The 18,559-nt window shown below is 72.1% G+C and carries 4 protein-coding genes; 3 read left to right on the top strand and 1 reads right to left on the bottom strand.

Translation table 11 applies throughout. The features are described 5' to 3' along the window. Position 1: 1 nt before the first annotated feature. Positions 2 to 1,693 (bottom strand): flavin monoamine oxidase family protein, encoded by a 1,692-nt coding sequence (locus tag AMYAL_RS0140815; RefSeq protein WP_020637089.1) that lies wholly within the window; start codon positions 1,691 to 1,693, stop codon positions 2 to 4. Between the two features lie 303 nt (positions 1,694 to 1,996). Between AMYAL_RS0140815 and AMYAL_RS0140810 the strand changes: the two genes are divergently transcribed. Genes AMYAL_RS0140810 through AMYAL_RS47450 form a run of 3 tightly spaced genes read left to right on the top strand, consistent with a single transcriptional unit; the run spans position 1,997 to position 18,431 of the window. Further along, a complete protein-coding gene (locus AMYAL_RS0140810; RefSeq protein ID WP_020637088.1) occupies positions 1,997 to 8,386 on the top strand; it encodes a type I polyketide synthase in 6,390 nt (2,129 codons plus the stop codon). Next, complete coding sequence (locus tag AMYAL_RS0140805) at positions 8,386 to 8,607, top strand: hypothetical protein (RefSeq protein WP_026467854.1); 222 nt, start codon at positions 8,386 to 8,388, stop codon at positions 8,605 to 8,607. The genes AMYAL_RS0140810 and AMYAL_RS0140805 overlap by 1 nt, the downstream gene beginning before the upstream one ends. Before the next feature lie 11 nt (positions 8,608 to 8,618). Further along, positions 8,619 to 18,431, top strand: a complete 9,813-nt coding sequence (locus tag AMYAL_RS47450; protein ID WP_026467853.1) for a type I polyketide synthase — start codon at positions 8,619 to 8,621, stop codon at positions 18,429 to 18,431. The last annotated feature ends 128 nt before the right edge of the window (positions 18,432 to 18,559 follow it).

Below are 18,559 nucleotides of genomic sequence, written 5' to 3'. Positions count from 1 at the left end.
GTCAATCCAGGCTCACCGGGGCGATCTCGTCGAACACGTCGCCGGGACCGGGGTTGTCCGGATGGGTGCCGCCGCCCAGGTGCTCGACGACGCCCCACACGGCGTTCAGCGCGGTCGTGACCGCGCTCTCGGAGAAACCGGCGATCCATGCGACGTCGTCGCCGGCGAGGAAGAAGCCGCGGTGGTCGTCGTCGGCGTCACGCTGCATGAACTGGGTGAACAGCCGTCGCTGGTAGCGGTAGCTGCCGGGCAGGCAGGATTTGAAGGCGCCCTTGAAATGCGGCTGGGTCTCCCAGGTGATCGCGATCGGCGGGCCGATCATGTGCGACCGGATGTCGACGCCGGGGTAGATCTTGGCCAGCGCGTCCAGCATCACGTCGAGCCGCTCGTCCGGGGTCAGCGACGCGACCTTCAGCGAGTCGTCGTTCCACGTGTAGGACAGCAGCATCGTGCCGGGTTCGTCGGGCCCGTTGTCGATCAGGTAGACCCCGCGCGGGATGCGGTCGGTGAGCGTCGTGCTCATCACGTCCCGCCCGGTCGCCGGGTCCTGGTCGAGCCAGAACGGGCGGTCGGTGATGACGAACAGCTTGGACGCGCCCATGTAATGGGTGCGCTCCAGCGCGGTCCAGACCGGCTGCGGCAGCAGGGAATCGTCGCTCTTCATGCCCGAGAGCAGGTTCCAGTTCTGCGCGGCGAAGATCGCGGCCGGATAGGTGCGCACGTCGCGGTTCGCGTCCTCGATGGTGAACCCGCGGCCGTTCCGGTCGATCCGCACGACCGCCGGTCGCGGCTCGCCGCCGTGCAGGCTCTTCAGCGACGTGCCCGACGGCCAGTATTCGAGATCGGCGGGCTCGTCGGCCCACAGGCCGAGCGGGAGCTGCTGGCAGCCGCCGATGATCCGGTGGTGCTCGTCGCTGGTGTCGGTGCAGATCACCCGCAGGATCTCGAGCGCGGAGTTGGGGAAGTCGGTGTCCCAGCCGCCGCAGCCGAAGCCGACCTGGCCGAAGATCTCGCGGTGCTCGAAGGAGGAGAACAGCGGGGACGAGGTCAGGAAGCCGTAGAACGACACGTTGTCGAACTTGGTGACCAGGTGGTTCCACAGCGCCTTGATGGTCGTGATGTCGCGGCGCCGGATGGCGTCCTCCATCAGCGACATGTCGGCCTGCTCCTGCAGCGTCTTCGTCCAGGCGTCGTTGACCTCGCGGTACACCGGCGGCAGGTCGGCGGACGTGCGCGCCCAGTGGTTCTCGCCGTGCAGGTTGATCACCGTGCTCGGCGACGCGGGGGAGAGCGGGTTGGGGAACGGCGTCGTCTCCAGCCCCACCTTGTCGATGTAGTGGAAGAGCGCCCCGGCCGACGGCGGGAAGCGCATGGCGCCCAGTTCGGCGACGGCGTCCGGGTAGCCGGGCAGGCTCACCGAGCGCATCCGGCCGCCCAGCTGCTCGGCCTCGTAGATCACCGGCTTGAGCCCGAGCTTCATCAGCTCGTAGGCGGCCACCATCCCGGACAGGCCGCCGCCGATCACCGCGACCTCGGTGCCGTGCGCCTGGCGCGGCACCCGGCCGATACCGGCGGGATGGCGGATCCAGTCGTCGTAGGCGAACGGGAAATCGGGGCACAGCATGCTCGTCGGCGGCGCCGCCTCGGCGCGCTGGCGGGGCAGGACGCGTTCTTCGACGGGAGACATGGTCATCGGCGTTACCTCCGGCACTAGTTCTGGCGGCCCGGCCGGCACGGCGGACGCCGGCGTTCTCGTGCGGCTACGGGTCGTGCGCTGAAATCGGGGCGCTGAAATCCGGTTCGCCGAAAGCCACGTTAACGATTCCGATCAGGGGCGCTGGATACCTTTTCCACCGCTTGTCCACGACCCGGAAACCCGGCAGGGAGCGGGCGGTTACCCGGCGGTGGAACAGTTCCGTCCCGCCCGTGACGGCCGCTGTGGCTAGCTGGACCGCGACTTCCCTGTGCCAGGCGACCCGAGGTGGCGAGTGCGCGCATGACCGAGCTGGATTCCCTGCGACGGCTGGAAAGCAGGCCGCGCGCCGAGCGGCGCCGGACACTGCTGGGCCTGGTGCGACGGGCGACGTCGGCGGTGCTGGACGGGCCGCTCCCGGCCGGTCGCACCTTCGCCGACCTCGGGTTCGATTCCCTGCTGGCGGTGAAGCTGCACGCGTGGCTGACCGCCGAAACGGGACTCGACCTGCCGGTGCCCCTCGTCTACGACCATCCGGGACCGGAAGCGCTGGCGGACTTCCTCGACGAGTGCCTCTTCGGAGCGGAGGCCACCGGCGCCGCGGAGGGTGAAGCAGCCTCCGGCGAGCCGATCGTGATCGTCGGCATCGGCTGCCGCTTCCCCGGCGGCGCGGACTCGCCCGCCGCCCTGTGGTCCGTTGTGGACGAAGGCCAGGACGTCGTCACGGAGTTCCCCCGTGACCGCGGCTGGGACGTCGACGGCCTGTACGACCCCCGTCCGGGCACGCCGGGCCGGACCTACGTGCGCCACGGCGGGTTCCTGCCCGGCGCGGCCGAATTCGACGCGGGTTTCTTCGGGATCTCGCCGCGCGAGGCGCTGGCGATGGACCCGCAGCAGCGGCTGGTCCTGGAGACGGCGTGGGAGGCACTGGAACGCGCCGGGATCGACGCCGGGACGCTGACCGGCAGCCGGACCGGGGTGTTCGTCGGCGCCGAGCCGCAGGAATACGGCACCCGCCTGGCCGACGCGCCCGAAGGTCTCGACGGTCTCCTGCTCACCGGCAGCGCGCCGAGCGTCGTCTCCGGCCGGATCGCGTACACCCTCGGCCTGCAGGGACCCGCGCTGACCGTCGACACCGCCTGTTCCGGTTCGCTGGTCGCCCTCCATCTCGCGGTCCGCGCGCTGCGGAACGGCGAATGCGGACTCGCTCTCGCCGGCGGGGTGGCCGTGCTCGGCACGCCCGGTCCGTTCGTGGCCTTCTCGCATCAGCGCGGCCTGGCGCCGGACGGGCGCTGCAAGCCGTTCTCGGCCGCGGCGGACGGCACCGCGTGGGCCGAGGGCGCCGGGATGTTCGTCCTGGAAAGGCTTTCCGACGCCGAACGCAACGGCCATCCGGTGCTCGCGGTGATCCGCGGCAGCGCGGTCAACTCCGACGGCGCCTCGAACGGGCTCACCGCGCCGAACGGCCCGTCCCAGCAGCGGGTGATCCGCGCCGCGCTGGCCGACGCCGGGATCGCGGCGTCCACTGTGGACGTCGTCGAGGCGCACGGGACCGGGACCACCCTCGGCGACCCGATCGAGGCGCAAGCACTGCTCTCGACCTATGGCCGGGACCGGGAAACGCCGCTGTGGCTGGGCTCGGTGAAGGCCAACATCGGGCACGCGCAGGCGGCCGCGGGGGCGGCCGGGGTGATCAAGATGATCATGGCGCTGCACCATGACCGGCTGCCGCGCACGCTGCACGGCGACGATCCGACCTCGGCGGTCGACTGGTCCTCCGGCGCGGTCTCGCTGCTGGCCGAGCCGGTCGAGTGGCCGCGTGGTGAGGAACCGCGCCGGGCCGCCGTCTCGTCGTTCGGTATCTCCGGCACCAATGCCCATCTGATCCTCGAAGAACCGGCCCCCGCCGTCCCCGGAAAGCCCGCGCCTGAGGTGCCGGAGCCGATCGCGGTCGCGTTCTCGGCCGCCGACCCGGACGCGCTGCGGGCTCACGCGGCTCAGCTCGCGGAGGTCGACGCGAACCCGGCGGACCTGGCGTTCTCGCTCGCCAAGACCCGTGCGACGCTGGCCGAACGCGCCTTCGTCCTGGCCCCGGACGCCGCAAGCCTGACCGAGGCCCTGATCGCCTTCGACGACCAGGTGCTGCGCGGCGGCCCGCTTCCCGAATCAGCCGAACTCGCGTACCTGTTCACCGGTCAGGGCGCCCAGCGGATCGCCATGGGCCGTGAGCTCTACGACGCCTACGACGTTTACGCCGAGGCCTTCGACGAGGTCTGCGCGCACGCGGACCTGCAGCTCGATCCGCCGTTGCGGGACGTGGTGTTCGGCCTCGCGGACCCGGCGCTGCTGGACCGCACCGACTACGCGCAGCCCGCGCTGTTCGCCGTCGAGGTCGCCCTGTTCCGGCTGCTGGAGTCCTGGGGCGTCGTCCCCGCCTGCCTGTGCGGGCATTCGGTCGGCGAGTTCGCGGCCGCGCACGTCGCGGGAGTGCTGTCGCTGTCCGACGCCGCGATGCTGGTGACCGCGCGCGGCAGGCTCATGCGCGAGCTGCCCGAAGGCGGCGCGATGGTTTCCCTGCGCGCCAGCGAAGAAACGGCCCGCGCGCTGCTGGCCGGGCACGAGAAGCGCGCCGGGATCGCGGCGGTCAACGGCGAGGAAGCCGTCGTGCTGTCCGGCGCCCGTGACACCCTTGAGGCCGCGATCGGCGGATTCGACGGCAAAATCAAATGGCTCAACGTCAGCCATGCCTTCCACTCGCCGCTGATGCGGGACATGCTCGACGACTTCGCCCGGATCGCGCGGCTCGCCGACTATCACCCCGCGAATCTCCCGATCGTCTCGACGGTCACCGGCGAGATCGGCGGGCACGACTCCGCCGGGTACTGGATCCGCCACGTCGAGGCCACCGTCCGCTTCGCCGACGCACTGCGTGGCCTGCACGACGCCGGCTGCGGTACTTACCTCGAACTGGGCCCGGACGGTGTCCTGTCCGCGCTGGTCGACGACGGTGTCGCGCGTCCGCTGCTCCGCCGGGACCGGCCTGAAGTCCCCGAACTCCTGACCGCGCTGGGCACGGCCCATGTGCGCGGCGTGGACGTCGACTTCGCCGCGCTCGCCACGGGCGGGCGCCGGATCGACCTGCCGACCTACCCGTTCCAGCGGTCGCGGTACTGGCTCACCCCCGGCCCCGGCGGGGACGCGCGCGGGCTCGGCCTGCGCCGAGCCGGGCATCCGCTTCTGGGGGCGGTGGTCGCGGTTCCCGGTGGCGACACCGTTTTCACCGCGCGCCTCTCGGTGACCGACCAGCCCTGGCTGAACGGCCACCGGGTCGGCGACGACATCCTGTTCCCCGGCACCGGCTTCCTCGAACTGGCCCTGCACGCGGGCGCCGAGACCGGCTGCGGCCGCGTCGAAGAGCTGACCTTGGGCGCGCCGCTCGTGCTCGCGGCCCCGGCCGAGGTCCAGGTCGTGGTGACCGGCGCGGACGACGACGGCCGTCGCGCGGTCACCATCCACTCGCGACCGGAGCACGGTGAGGAGTGGACACGGCACGCGAACGGCACCCTTGTCGCCGATGCCGAGGTCACCACCCCGGCCGTCACGTGGCCGCCGCCGGGAGAACTCCAGTCCCTGGAAGGGTTTTACGACGAGCTGCCCGGATTCGGCTACGAAGGCGTGTTCCGCGGCCTGCGTTCGGTGTGGGTGGACGGCGACGACGTCCACGCCGAAGTCGCGCTCCCCGCCGACGAGGACGGCGGCTTCGGCATCCATCCGGCCCTGCTGGACGCCGGGCTGCACGCGATGTTCTTCCGTGAGTCGGCCGAATCCGCCGGAGGGCTGCCGTTCTCCTGGTCGGATGTCCGGCTGCACGCGAGTGGCGCGACGGCGCTGCGCTTGCGGATCACGTTCCACGCGGCGGACACCGTTTCGCTGGTCGCCGTCGACCCGTCGGGCGCCGAAGTGCTGAGTGTCGGTTCGCTGGTCGTCCGCCGTCCCGCCGCTCGGGGCCGGGAACTCCCCACCGGACTGTTCACTGTGGACTGGACCCCGGTCGCGGCTCCGGAACCGGTGGCGTGCACGGCCTATCCGGAGGTCATCCCCGGCAGGCCTGCCGTGCTGTCGGTGCTGCCCGAAGACGATCCGATCTCCTCGGCGCACGAACTCGGATCCCGTGTCCTGGAAGTGCTCCAGGACTGGGTGACGCGGGAAGAGTCCACTTTGGTCGTCCATACGCGACACGCGGCGGGACCGGAAGCCACGGATCCGGCGGCCGCCTCGGTCTGGGGCCTGGTGCGCAGCGCGCAGGCCGAGCATCAGGGCCGGTTCGTACTCGTCGACGGCGAGGCCGAAGACGTGCCGATGGCAGCCGCCACCGGGGAACCGCAGGTCGCGGTGCGCGACGGCGTCCCGCTCGTGCCGCGGGTCGCCGAGGCGGGTGCGGGGGTCCTGCTGCCGCCGGAAGGGCCATGGCGGCTGGGCAAATCCGGCGAGGGCACGGTCGAGAACCTCGCGCTGGAGCCGATCGACGAGCCTGATCTCGGACCGGACGACGTGCGCATCGCCGTCCGCGCGGCCGGGCTGAACTTCCGTGACGTGCTGAACGTCCTGGGCATGTACCCCGGCGAGGCCGGTCCGCTGGGCTGCGAGGTCGCCGGGACCGTACTGGCCACCGGCGCCGCGGTGACCGACCTGACGCCGGGTGACCGCGTGATGGGCATGGTGCACGGCGGCATCGGCCCGGTCGCCGTCGGCGAACGCCCGTTTCTGACCAGGGTCCCGGACGGCTGGACCGACGAGCAGGCCGCGACCGTGCCGCTGGTCTTCCTGACCGCCTACTACGCGCTGGTCGACCTGGCCGGGCTCAAGGTGGGCGAGTCGATCCTGATCCATTCGGCGGCGGGCGGGGTCGGCATGGCCGCGACGCAGCTCGCGCGCCATCTGGGGGCGGAGGTGTTCGGCACCGCGAGCGAAGGCAAGCAGCACGTCCTGCGCGCGGCCGGACTGCCCGCGGACCACATCGCCTCTTCGCGGACCCTCGACTTCGCCGAGGACTTCCGGATCGCCACCGGCGGACGCGGGATCGACGTCGTGCTCAATGCGCTCGCGGGCGAGTTCGTCGACGCCTCCCTCGACGTGACCGCGCCCGGCGGCCGGTTCCTCGAAATGGGCAAGACCGACGTCCGCGCTCCCGAGAACGTCACCTACCGGGCCTTCGACCTGATCGAAGCAGGCCGGACGCGGACCGCCGAGATCTGGGCCGAGCTGATCGCCCTGGTCGACAAGGGCGCGCTCACGCCACTGCCGGTGCGGACCTGGGACGTCCGGCACGCGCCGGACGCGTTCCGGTTCGTCAGCCAGGCCAGGCACATCGGCAAGGTCGCGCTGACCCTGCCGCGAGCACTCGACCCGGAGCGGCCGGTGCTCGTCACCGGCGGCACCGGCGGACTCGGGGCGCTCGTCGCGAAGCATCTCGTGACCACGCACGGGGTCCGCAAGCTGCTGCTCACCAGCCGCCGCGGCCCGGACGCGCCGGGCGCGGGCGAACTCGCCGCCGAGCTCACCGGCCTGGGCGCCGAAGTCCGGATCGCGGCCTGCGACGTCGCCGATCGCGACGCGCTCGCCGCCCTGCTGGACGGCGTCGAGCTGACCGGCGTCGTGCACACCGCGGGCGTCCTCGACGACGGCGTGCTGACCGGCCTGACCCCCGAAAGGCTCGCGAAAGTGTTGCGCCCCAAAGCGGACGCGGCCTGGCATCTGCACGAGCTGACACTCGGCCACGACCTCGCGCTGTTCGCGCTCTACTCCTCGGTGTCCGGGATCGTCGGCTCCGCGGGGCAAGCGTCTTACGCGGCCGCGAACACGTTCCTGGACGCGCTGGCCGCCCGGCGCCGGGCGCACGGCCTGCCCGCCGTCTCGCTCGCGTGGGGGCTCTGGCGGGAGGGAATGGGCAGCGGGCTGGCCGAGAACGACGTCGACCGCATGGCCCGCGAAGGTCTGCCGCCGCTGACAGCGGAGACCGGGCTCGGCCTGTTCGACGCCGCCCTCGACGGCGGGTTCACCGCCGTCCTGCCGATCGAAGTCGACCGGGCCGCGTTGCGCGCGCACGCCCGGACCACCGAAGTGGCGCCGGTGCTGCGCGGTCTCGCGAAGGTCGCCACCCGGCGTGTGGCGGGACCTGCGGCGACGGGCGGCGCCGGCCTCGCCGAGCGGCTCACCGCGTTGCCGGACGAAGAACGCACGGCCCTGCTGATCGATCTGGTGCGGCACAACGCCGCCGCCGTCCTCGGCCACGAGGCGGGCGGCATGATCGACCCGGCGCGCGCGTTCAAGGACCTCGGGTTCGACTCGCTGACGTCGGTCGAACTGCGCAACCGGGTCAACACGGTCACCGGGCTGCGGTTGTCGGCCACCGCTGTGTTCGACCATCCGACCGTCGCGTCGCTGGCCGGGCATCTGCTGGCCGAACTCGCCCCGCCGTCGCTCAGCGCGGCCGACGCGGTGCTCGCCGAACTCGACGCGCTCGAGGCGCGCCTGACCGGGGTCGACGACGACGGCCGCACGGCGGTCGCCGGACGGCTGCGGATCCTGCTCGACGGCCTCACCGCCTCGGGGAGCGACGTCGGCGGGCGGCTGGAGGACGCGACCGCGGACGAAGTCGTCGACTTCCTGGCCACCGAACTGGGGATTTCGTGATGGCGGACAAGAAAGCCGTCGCCAAGGTGCTCGCCGACATCGAGCGGCTGAGCGAGCGCCTCGGCGACCTGGAACCCGAAGACCGCAAGAAAGTCGCCAAGCCGCTGAAGAAGCTGCTGCTGGCCTACGCGGCCGGAGACAAGGACGACGAGTTCGACGACCTGCTCTTCGACGCCGCTGTCGACAAGGTCTTCGACTTCCTCACCGACGAGATCTTCTGACCAGCGAGGGTGTGATGGCGGACCAAGAGAAGCTTCTCGACCTGCTGAAGCGGGTGACCGGGGACCTGCACCGGACCAGGGAACGGCTGCGCGACGCCGAGGACGGACGGCACGAGCCGGTCGCGATCGTCGGCATGGCCTGCCGGTTCCCCGGCGGGGCCGACACGCCCGCCGCGCTGTGGGACCTGGTCGAATCCGGCCGCGACGGGATCGGCGAATTCCCGGCCGACCGCGGCTGGGACACCTCCGGCCTGTTCGACGACGACCCCGACCGGCGCGGCACCACCTACGTGCGCACCGGCGGTTTCCTCCCCGGCGCCGCCGGGTTCGACGCCGAGTTCTTCGGGATCTCGCCACGCGAGGCGCTGGCGATGGAACCGCAGCAGCGGCTGCTGCTGGAGGTCGGCTGGGAGGCCGTCGAACGTGCCGGTCTCGACCCGGCCGCGCTGCGCGGCAGCCAGACCGGGGTCTACGTCGGCGTTTCCGCGCAGGAATACGGGCCGCGCCTGCACAACCCCGGTGACACGGTGGACGGCTACCTGCTCACCGGTACCACCTGCAGTGTCCACTCCGGACGGATCGCCTACCAGCTCGGCCTGGAGGGCCCGGCGGTGTCGATCGACACGGCGTGCTCGTCGTCCCTGGTCGCCGTGCACGCCGCGGTGCGTGGCCTGCGCGCGGGGGAGTGCACCCTGGCGCTGGCAGGCGGCGTGAACCTGATGGCGTCGCCGGGGATCTTTGTCGACTTCGCCCGGCAGCGCGGCCTGGCCCCGGACGGGCGCTGCAAGTCGTTCTCCGACGACGCCGACGGCACCGCCTGGGCCGAGGGCGTCGGGATGCTCGTGCTGGAGAAGCTGTCCGACGCCCAGCGCAACGGTCACCGGATCCTCGCCGTGGTGCGGGGAACCGCGGTGAACTCCGACGGCGCGTCGAACGGCCTCACCGCGCCGAACGGTCCTTCGCAGCAGCGCGTGATCCGTGCCGCGCTCGCCGACGCGCGACTGTCCACTTCGGACGTCGACGCCATCGAGGCGCACGGCACGGGGACCAGGCTGGGTGACCCGATCGAGGCCGAAGCGCTGATGGCCACCTACGGCCGCGGCCGCGACCGCCCGCTGTTCCTCGGCTCGGTCAAATCGAACTTCGGGCACGCGCAGGCCGCGGCCGGGGTCGCCGGGATCATCAAGATGGTCGAGGCGATGCGCCACGGTGTCCTGCCGCCGACGCTGAACGTCGGCACGCCCAGCCGCGAGGTCGACTGGGCGGCCGGACCGGTCTCGCTGCTGACCGAACGCACTCCGTGGCCCGAGACCGGCCGTCCGCGCTCGGCGGCGGTGTCGTCGTTCGGGATCAGCGGGACCAACGCGCACGTCGTGCTGGAACAGGCCCCTCCGGCGGAACCGGCCGTCGTCCAGGACGCGCCCGCCATCGTGCCGCTACTGCTGTCAGCGGCCACCGGACCGGCGCTGGCCGCTCAGGCGTCCCGTCTGCTGTCGGTCGCGGGAACCGCGGAGCCGATCGACGTCGCGCACACGCTGACCACCCGTGCGGCGCTGCCGTACCGGGCCGTGGTCACCGGCACGGACTGGGAAACCCTCTCGGCGGGTCTGTCCGAAGTCGCCGCGAACCGTGTCACCGAGGGCGGGCTGGCCTTCCTGTTCACCGGGCAGGGTTCGCAGCGTCCCGGCATGGGAACCGAGCTGTATCGGGCTTTTCCGGTGTTCGCGGCGGCGTATGACGAGGTTTCCGCGTTGCTGCCGGAGATCGGGGACCTCGGCCGGACGGAGTTCGCGCAGCCCGCGATCTTCGCTTTGCAAGTGGCGTTGTCCCGGTTGGTGGAGTCGTGGGGAGTGCGGCCTGATTTCCTGGCGGGGCACTCGATCGGTGAGATCGCGGCGGCTCATGTCGCCGGTGTGTTTTCGTTGGAGGACGCGGCGAAGCTGGTCACGGCGCGGGGCCGGTTGATGCAGGCGCTGCCCGAGGGCGGCGTGATGGTGGCCGTGCAGGCGTCCGAGGAGGAGATCGGGGAGCTGCCGTCCGGTGTTTCGCTGGCCGCGGTGAACGGGCCTTCTTCGGTGGTGTTGTCGGGCGCCGAGGAGCCGACGCTGGCTTTCGTGGAACGGTTCAAGGACCGGAAGACCAAACGCCTCGACGTTTCGCACGCGTTCCATTCGGTGCTGATGGAACCGATGCTGGACGACTTCGCCGCGGTGGTGCGTGAGCTGACGTTCTCGGAGCCGCGCATCCCGATGCTGTCGCCCGTGACCGACCCGGCGTACTGGGTCGCCCACGTCCGCGAGACCGTGCGGTTCTCCGACGCGGTTCAGCGCTTGACGGCCGCCGGGGTCACGAAGTTCTTCGAGCTCGGGCCGGACGCCGTGCTCAGCGCGCTCGTCGACGGCGGGGTGCCCGCGCTGCGCCGCGGTCACGACGAACCCCGGCAACTGGTCACCGCGCTCGGCGCGTTGCACGCGCGCGGTGTCGCCGTCGACTGGGCCGCGTACCTCGGCGGCAGCGGCCGGTTCACCGAACTGCCGACCTATGCCTTCCAGCACGAGCACTTCTGGCTCGGTCAGGAAAGCGACGCCGACGTCACGGCGGCCGGGCTCGCCGCCGCGGACCATCCGCTGCTCGGCGCCGCGGTGTCCATCGCCGCCGACGACGGGGTCCTGCTCACCGGACGGCTTTCGCTCGACCGGCACCCCTGGCTGGCCGACCACGTCGTCGCGGGCCGCGTACTCGTCCCCGGCACGGCGTTCGCCGAACTCGCCGTCCGCGCGGGTGACGAAGCGGGCTGCGCGGGCGTGGAAGAGCTGATCCTGCAGGAGCCGCTGGTCCTCGAACCCGGCGCCGCACCCGAGGTCCAGGTCGTCGCGGGAGCTCCCGACGAGCACGGCCGCCGCCCGGTGTCGATCCATTCCCGGCTGCCGGAGCAACCGTGGACCACCCACGCCACCGGCTTCCTCGGCAATCCCACTGTGTCCACTATGTCCACTATGGACATTCCGTGGCCGCCCGAGAATGCCGAAGTCCTGGGCCTCGAAGACGCCTACGACCGGCTCGCCGCCGCCGGGTTGGCCTACGGGCCGATGTTCCGCGGTCTGCGCAAGGTCTGGCGCCGCGGCACCGAGATCTTCGCCGAGGTCGCCCTGCCGGACGCCGACCAGGCGGCGAAGTTCGGCCTGCACCCGGCCTTGCTGGACGCCGCGCTCCAGGCCACCGCCGTTCCCGGCGAGGACCAGGGATCGGTGCCGTTCGCTTGGCGCGACGTCGTGCTGCACGCACGGGGCGCGACCGAGTTGCGGGTCCATGCCCGGCCGGTCGCCGACGGCTTCGCGCTCGACCTCGCCGACGGGACGGGCGCGCCGGTCGCCTCCGTGGGCGGGCTCAGCGTCCGCGCCGTCACGGCGACGGCCACCGTGCGGGACGGTCTTTATCGCGTCGAAGACGTTCCGCTTCCCGTCGGTTCCTCGGACATCGCACCCGCGGCGGTGTTGGAAGCCGGCTCGCTCGACGTCACTCTTTCTGCGCTGCAAGACTTCCTGGCCACGGACGAGCCTGCCCCGCTCGCGGTGCTGACCGGTCGCGAAAGTGCGGTCGAAGGGCTGGTCCGGGCCGCGCAGGCCGAGCATCCGGGGCGGATCGTCCTGGTGCGCGGCACCCACGCCGACGTCGAGGCCGCGCTCGCCACCGGTGAACCCGAGGTGCACGTGCTCGACGGCGTGCCCCACGCGCCACGCCTCGCCAGGGCCGGAGCCGGTGAGTCCACACTGGACACTTCCGGCACGGTCCTGATCACCGGCGGTACCGGCGGGCTCGGCGCCCGTCTCGCGCGGCATCTGGTCACCGGGCACGGTGTCCGGAACCTGCTGCTGGTGAGCCGCCGCGGCGAGGCCGCGCCCGGCGCCAAGGAACTCGCCGAGGAACTCGGGGCCCGGATCGAGGCCTGCGACGTCGCCGACCGCGACCAGGTGCGTGCCCTGCTGGACCGGGCCGAACCGCCGGTCACCGGCGTCGTCCACGCGGCGGGCGTTCTCGACGACGGTGTCGTCACGTCGCTCACTCCCGAGCGGCTCGACGGGGTCTTCCGGGCGAAGGCGACCGCCGCGCACGTGCTCGACGAACTCACCGGCGACCTCGACTTCTTCGTGCTGTTCTCCTCGATCGCCGGGGTGTTCGGCTCACCGGGACAGGGGGCGTACTCGGCCGCGAACGCCGCGCTGGACGCCCTCGCGCGGCAGCGTCGTGCCGACGGGAAGCCGGCCCAGTCACTGGCCTGGGGCCTGTGGCGGGACGGCATGGGTGCCGCGCTGAGCGACACCGACCGGGACCGGATCGGCAAGGACGGCTTCGGCGCCCTCGAACCGGAAGAAGGACTCGCGCTGTTCGATGCCGCCGTGGCCGAGGGCGGCGCCGTCCTCGTGCCGGTGCGGCTCGACCTCGCGGCCGTGCGGAACGCCGGGGTCCCGCCCCTGCTGCGCGGACTGGTCCGCGTCCGGACCCGCCGCGAAGCCGCCCGCCGCACCGACACCGGCCTGGCGGGACGGCTCACGGGGTTGTCCGAGGCCGACCGCGAAGCCTTCCTGATCGAGCTGGTCCGGGCCCGCGTGGCGGCCGTCCTGGGCCGGGCGGGCGCGGAGACCGTGGAGCCGTCGAGGCCGTTCACCGAACTGGGCTTCGACTCGCTGACGTCGGTCGAACTGCGCAACGAACTCACCGCCGAGACCGGTCTGCGGTTGCCCGCGACGCTCGTTTTCGACCATCCGAGCCCGGCGGCGGTGGCCGCGTTCCTCGGCACCGAATTGCTCGGTGCCCCGGAGCGGGCCCGGCCGGTGGTGACCCGCCGCGGCGCCGCCGACGAGCCGATCGCGATCGTCGCGATGAGCTGCCGTTATCCCGGCGGCGTCCGGTCACCCGAGGACCTGTGGGACCTCGTGGACGCGGGCACCGACGCGATCTCGCCGTTCCCCGGCGGGCGCGGCTGGGACGTCGACGGCATCTACGACCCCGAGCCCGGCCTGCCCGGCAAGACCTACACGCGGCACGGCGGATTCCTGCACGACGCGGGCGAATTCGACCCGGAGTTCTTCGGGATCTCGCCTCGTGAAGCGCTCGCGATGGACCCGCAGCAGCGGCTCCTGCTCGAAATCAGCTGGGAGGCCCTCGAACGTGCCCGGCTCGACCCGGCGTCGCTGAAGGGCAGTGCCACCGGTGTGTTCGCCGGGATCATGTACTACGACTACGCCGCGAAACTGGCCAGCGTCCCCGACAGCGTCGCCGGATTCCTGGGGACCGGCACTTCGGCCAGCGTGCTGTCCGGGCGGATCGCGTACACCCTCGGGCTGGAAGGCCCGGCGGTGTCGGTCGACACGGCGTGTTCGTCTTCGCTGGTCGCCCTGCATCTGGCCGCCCGGTCGCTGCGGGCGGGGGAGTGCGACATGGCGCTCGCCGGCGGGGTCACCGTGATGGCGACGCCGGAGACGTTCCTCGACTTCTCCCGCCAGCGCGGGCTTTCCCCGGACGGGCGCTGCAAGTCGTTCTCCGACGGCGCCGACGGCACCGGCTGGTCGGAAGGCGCCGGGATCCTCGTGCTGGAGCGGCTTTCCGATGCCCGCCGCAACGGGCATCCGGTGCTGGCCGTGGTCCGCGGTTCCGCGGTCAACCAGGACGGCGCGTCCAACGGTCTCACCGCGCCGAACGGTCCCTCGCAGCAGCGGGTGATCCGCGCGGCGCTCGCCGACGCCGGACTGTCCACTTCGGACATCGACGCGGTCGAGGCGCACGGCACGGGCACGAGACTGGGCGACCCGATCGAGGCACAGGCGCTCATCGCGACCTACGGCGTGGAACGGGACGAACCGCTGTGGTTCGGCTCGGTCAAGTCGAACCTCGGCCATACGCAGGCCGCGGCGGGGGTCGCCGGGATCATCAAGATGGTCGAGGCGATGCGGCGGGGCACGCTGCCCAGGACCCTGCACGCGGCGGAACCGTCGGCCGAGGTCGAATGGGACGCCGGCGCGATCGAACTGCTCACCGAACCGCGCGAGTGGCCCGGTTCCGGCAGGCCGCGGCGCGCGGCGGTGTCGTCGTTCGGGATCAGCGGGACCAACGCGCACGTCGTCCTGGAACAGGTCCCGGCCGAAGCGCCCGCCGAGCCCGGCACGCACGGCGTCGTACCGTGGGTGCTGTCGGCGAAGACCGATCAGGCACTGGCCGAGCGGGCTCGTGCTCTTCTGTCCCTTGTGGACACTGAGGATCCGCGCGCTGTCGCGTACTCCTTGGCCACGACACGGACCGCGCACGAGCGACGGGCCGCCGTCGTCGGCTCTGACGCGGCCGGACTACGCGCCGGGCTCGAAGCCGTCGCCGAAGGTGGCGGGATCACCGGCAAGGCGCAGCCGGGCAAACTGGCCTTCCTGTTCACCGGTCAGGGCTCGCAGCGTCCCGGCATGGGCGCTGAGCTGTATCAGGCGTTCCCGGTGTTCGCGGCGGCGTATGACGAGGTGTGCGCGCTGCTGCCGGAGTTCGGTGACCTGGGCAGGACGGAGTTCGCGCAGCCCGCGATCTTCGCGCTCGAGGTGGCGCTGTTCCGCTTGGTGGAGTCTTGGGGAGTGCGGCCTGATTTCCTGGCGGGGCACTCGATCGGTGAGATCGCGGCGGCTCATGTCGCCGGTGTGTTTTCGTTGGAGGACGCGGCGAAGCTGGTCACGGCGCGGGGCCGGTTGATGCAGGCCCTGCCCGAGGGCGGCGTGATGGTCGCGCTGCAGGCGTCCGAGGAGGAGATCGGGGAGCTGCCGTCCGGTGTTTCGCTGGCCGCGGTGAACGGGCCTTCTTCGGTGGTGTTGTCGGGCGCCGAGGAGCCGACGCTGGCTTTCGTGGAACGGTTCAAGGACCGGAAGACCAAACGCCTCGACGTTTCGCACGCGTTCCATTCGGTGCTGATGGAACCGATGCTGGACGAGTTCGCCGCGGTGGTGCGGGAGCTGACGTTCTCGGAGCCGCGCATCCCGATGCTGCCGGCCGTGACCGACCCGGCGTACTGGGTCGCCCATGTGCGGGACACCGTCCGGTTCGCCGCGGCCGTCGAAACCCTCCGCGCCGAGGGCGTCACGAAGTTCCTCGAACTCGGCCCCGACGCGGTGCTCTCGCCGCTCACCGACGGCATTCCCCTGCTGCGCAAGGGACAAGACGAAGCCGTGACGGCGATGACCGCGCTCGCCACCCTGTACGTCCAGGGCGCCCGCGTCGGCTGGGACGCGGTCCTGCCCGGTGTGCGCGCACTCGACCTGCCGACCTATCCCTTCCAGTACAAGAACTTCTGGCTCGAACCGGCTCCGGTCGGAGACCTCACGTCGGCCGGGCTGGACTCGCCGGGGCATCCGCTGCTCGCCGCCGGGCTCTCGCTCGCCGAGGGTGACGGGACCGTTCTCACCGGACGGCTTTCGCTCGCGACCCACCCGTGGCTCGCCGGGCACACCGTGCACGACACCGTCCTGCTGCCGGGCGCGGCGCTCGCCGAACTCGCCGTCCGGGCGGGTGACGAGGCCGGGCGGCTGCGGCTGGTCGAACTGACCCTGCACGCGCCGGTGGTGCTCCCCGAGAGCGGCCCGATCGAACTGCAGGTCGCGGTCAGCGGCGCGGCCGCGGTGACCATCCACTCGCGGATCCCCGGCGAGGACTGGGAACTCAACGCGCTCGGGCTGCTGGCCGAGGCGAACCCGGCCGTCAAGGGATTCGCGTGGCCGGACGGCCTGGAGCCGATCGACCTCGGCTCGTTCTACGACGACCTCGCCGACCGCGGGTTCACCTACGGCCCGCTCTTCCAGGGCCTGCGGGCGGCCTGGCGGCACGGCGAGGACCGTTACGCCGAGATCTCGCTGCCGGAGGAGGCCCGCGACGACGCGGCCCGCTTCGGCATCCACCCCGCGCTGTTCGACGCCGCCCTGCACGGCATGTTCCTCGGCGAGGGCGAGGAATCGGGGGCGCTGCCGTTCAGCTGGAGCGACGTCAGCCTGCACGCGACCGGCGCCACGACGGTCCGGGCGCGGCTGCGGTTCATCGCGCCCGGTGAGGTCGCGCTCGACCTGACCGATCTCGCCGGAGCGCCGGTGCTGTCGGTCGGTTCGCTGGTCGTCCGCGCGGTCACCGGTGAGCAGTTGCGGTCCGGTGAGGACCGGTCGCTGTTCCGCGTCGAGCACATCGCGGCCGAGCCCGTGTCCGCGACGCCGGTGCCGTGGGCGCGGTGGGACGAGGTGACCGAGCCGGTGCCACCGGTGGTCGTCCTGCCGGTTCCGCCGGAAGGGATCCATGCCGTCCTTGCCGTCCTGCAACGCTTCCTGACCGAATCCCGGTTCTCCGGGTCGCGGCTGGTGGTGGTCACCGGGGACGGTCTCGGCGACGCGGCCGCCGCCGGGCTGGTGCGGTCCGCTCAGGCGGAGAACCCCGGCCGGTTCGTCATCCTCGACGGCGAAGTGTCCGATGTGGACATCGCGCTGGCCACCGGGGAACCCCGCGTCCGGGTCCGGGACGGCCGGGCCGAGGTGCCACGGCTGGTCCGGGCCGAGCCCGGCCCGAAGCCGGACTGGGAGTCCACGGGGACGGTGCTGATCACCGGCGGGACCGGTGGTGTCGGGGCTCAACTGGCCGAACGGCTCGTCACCGGACACGGCGTCGAAAGCCTGGTCCTCACCAGCCGTCGCGGCCTCGCGGCCCCCGGCGCGGAGGAACTGGCCGCCCGGCTGGGCGAACTGGGCGCCGACGTGCGCGTCGAAGCGTGCGACGTCGCCGATCGCGACGCCGTGGCCGCCCTGCTCGACGGCATCCCCGAGCTGTCGGGTGTCGTGCACGCGGCAGGTGTCCTCGACGACGGTGTCGTCACCGCGCTGACGCCGGAACGCCTGGACCGGGTCCTCGGTCCGAAGGCCTACGGGGCACGTCACCTGCACGAACTGACCCTCGACCGGCCGCTGACCGAGTTCGTGCTGATCTCGTCGGTGTCCGGTGTGCTCGGCGGTCCGGGACAGGGCAACTACGCCGCGGCCAACGCCTACCTGGACGCGCTGGCCGAACGTCGGCACGCCGACGGCCTGCCCGCGCGGTCGCTCGCCTACGGGATGTGGGCCGCCGAGGGGATGGGCGGCGTCCTCGATCAGGCGCTGATCGACAGGATGCGGCGCGACGGCTTCGGCGCACTGAGCCCGGAGGAAGGCGCGGCACTGTTCGACCTGGCGCCGGGTCCGGTGGCCGTACCCGTCAAACTCGACCTGGCCGGGCTGCGGGACCAGGCACGGGCGGGCGTGCTGCCCGCGCTGCTCACCGGACTCGTCCGGCTTCCCGTGCGGCGGACGGCTTCTCCGGTTACGGAGCCTGTCGTGGTGACACCGGACGCGCTGGAAGACCTGGTCCGGACCCACACCGCGCAGGTACTCGGGTTCGCGACGGCGGGCGAAGTGGACCCGGAACACGCGTTCACCGACCTCGGATTCGACTCGCTGACCTCGGTCGATCTGCGCAACCGGCTCGCGGCCGCCGCCGGCCGGTCATTGGGGGCGACGGTGGTTTTCGACCACCCGACCCCGTCGGCGCTCGCCGCGCACCTGGGCACGCTGCTGTTCCCCGAAGTGGCGGTGCCGGACGAAGCGCGCCTGCGGCGGGCACTGGCCGGCGCGTCGCTCGACCGGTTCCGGGAGCTGGGGGTGCTGGAGGCACTGGTGAAGCTGGCGGAGGAGCTGCCCTCGTCCGAGCCTGCGGTGTCCGTCGAGGCGATCGACGATCTGGACGTGGGTGACCTGATCAGCCGGGCGATGTCGACCTCGGAGGGCTGAAAGGGACTTTCTCCGCACCGGATGCCGTGAAGGGCGCTTTCTCCGCTTGCCATGCGGGGAAAGCGCCCTTCGGCCTTTCGGAATGATGTCTTCTACGTCACGCAGAATATTTTCGACACTGTGTCGAT

This window comes from Amycolatopsis alba DSM 44262 (assembly GCF_000384215.1).
Classification (GTDB): domain Bacteria; phylum Actinomycetota; class Actinomycetes; order Mycobacteriales; family Pseudonocardiaceae; genus Amycolatopsis; species Amycolatopsis alba.
The sequence above is the reverse complement of the archived record's forward strand: the minus strand, read 5'-3'. Positions and strand labels throughout refer to the sequence as shown.

Coding starts and splice junctions, on each gene's coding strand:
- AMYAL_RS0140815 (WP_020637089.1), bottom strand. CDS start 1,693: ATGACCATGTCTCCCGTCGAAGAACGCGTCCTGCCCCGCCAGCGCGCC.
- AMYAL_RS0140810 (WP_020637088.1), top strand. CDS start 1,997: ATGACCGAGCTGGATTCCCTGCGACGGCTGGAAAGCAGGCCGCGCGCC.
- AMYAL_RS0140805 (WP_026467854.1), top strand. CDS start 8,386: ATGGCGGACAAGAAAGCCGTCGCCAAGGTGCTCGCCGACATCGAGCGG.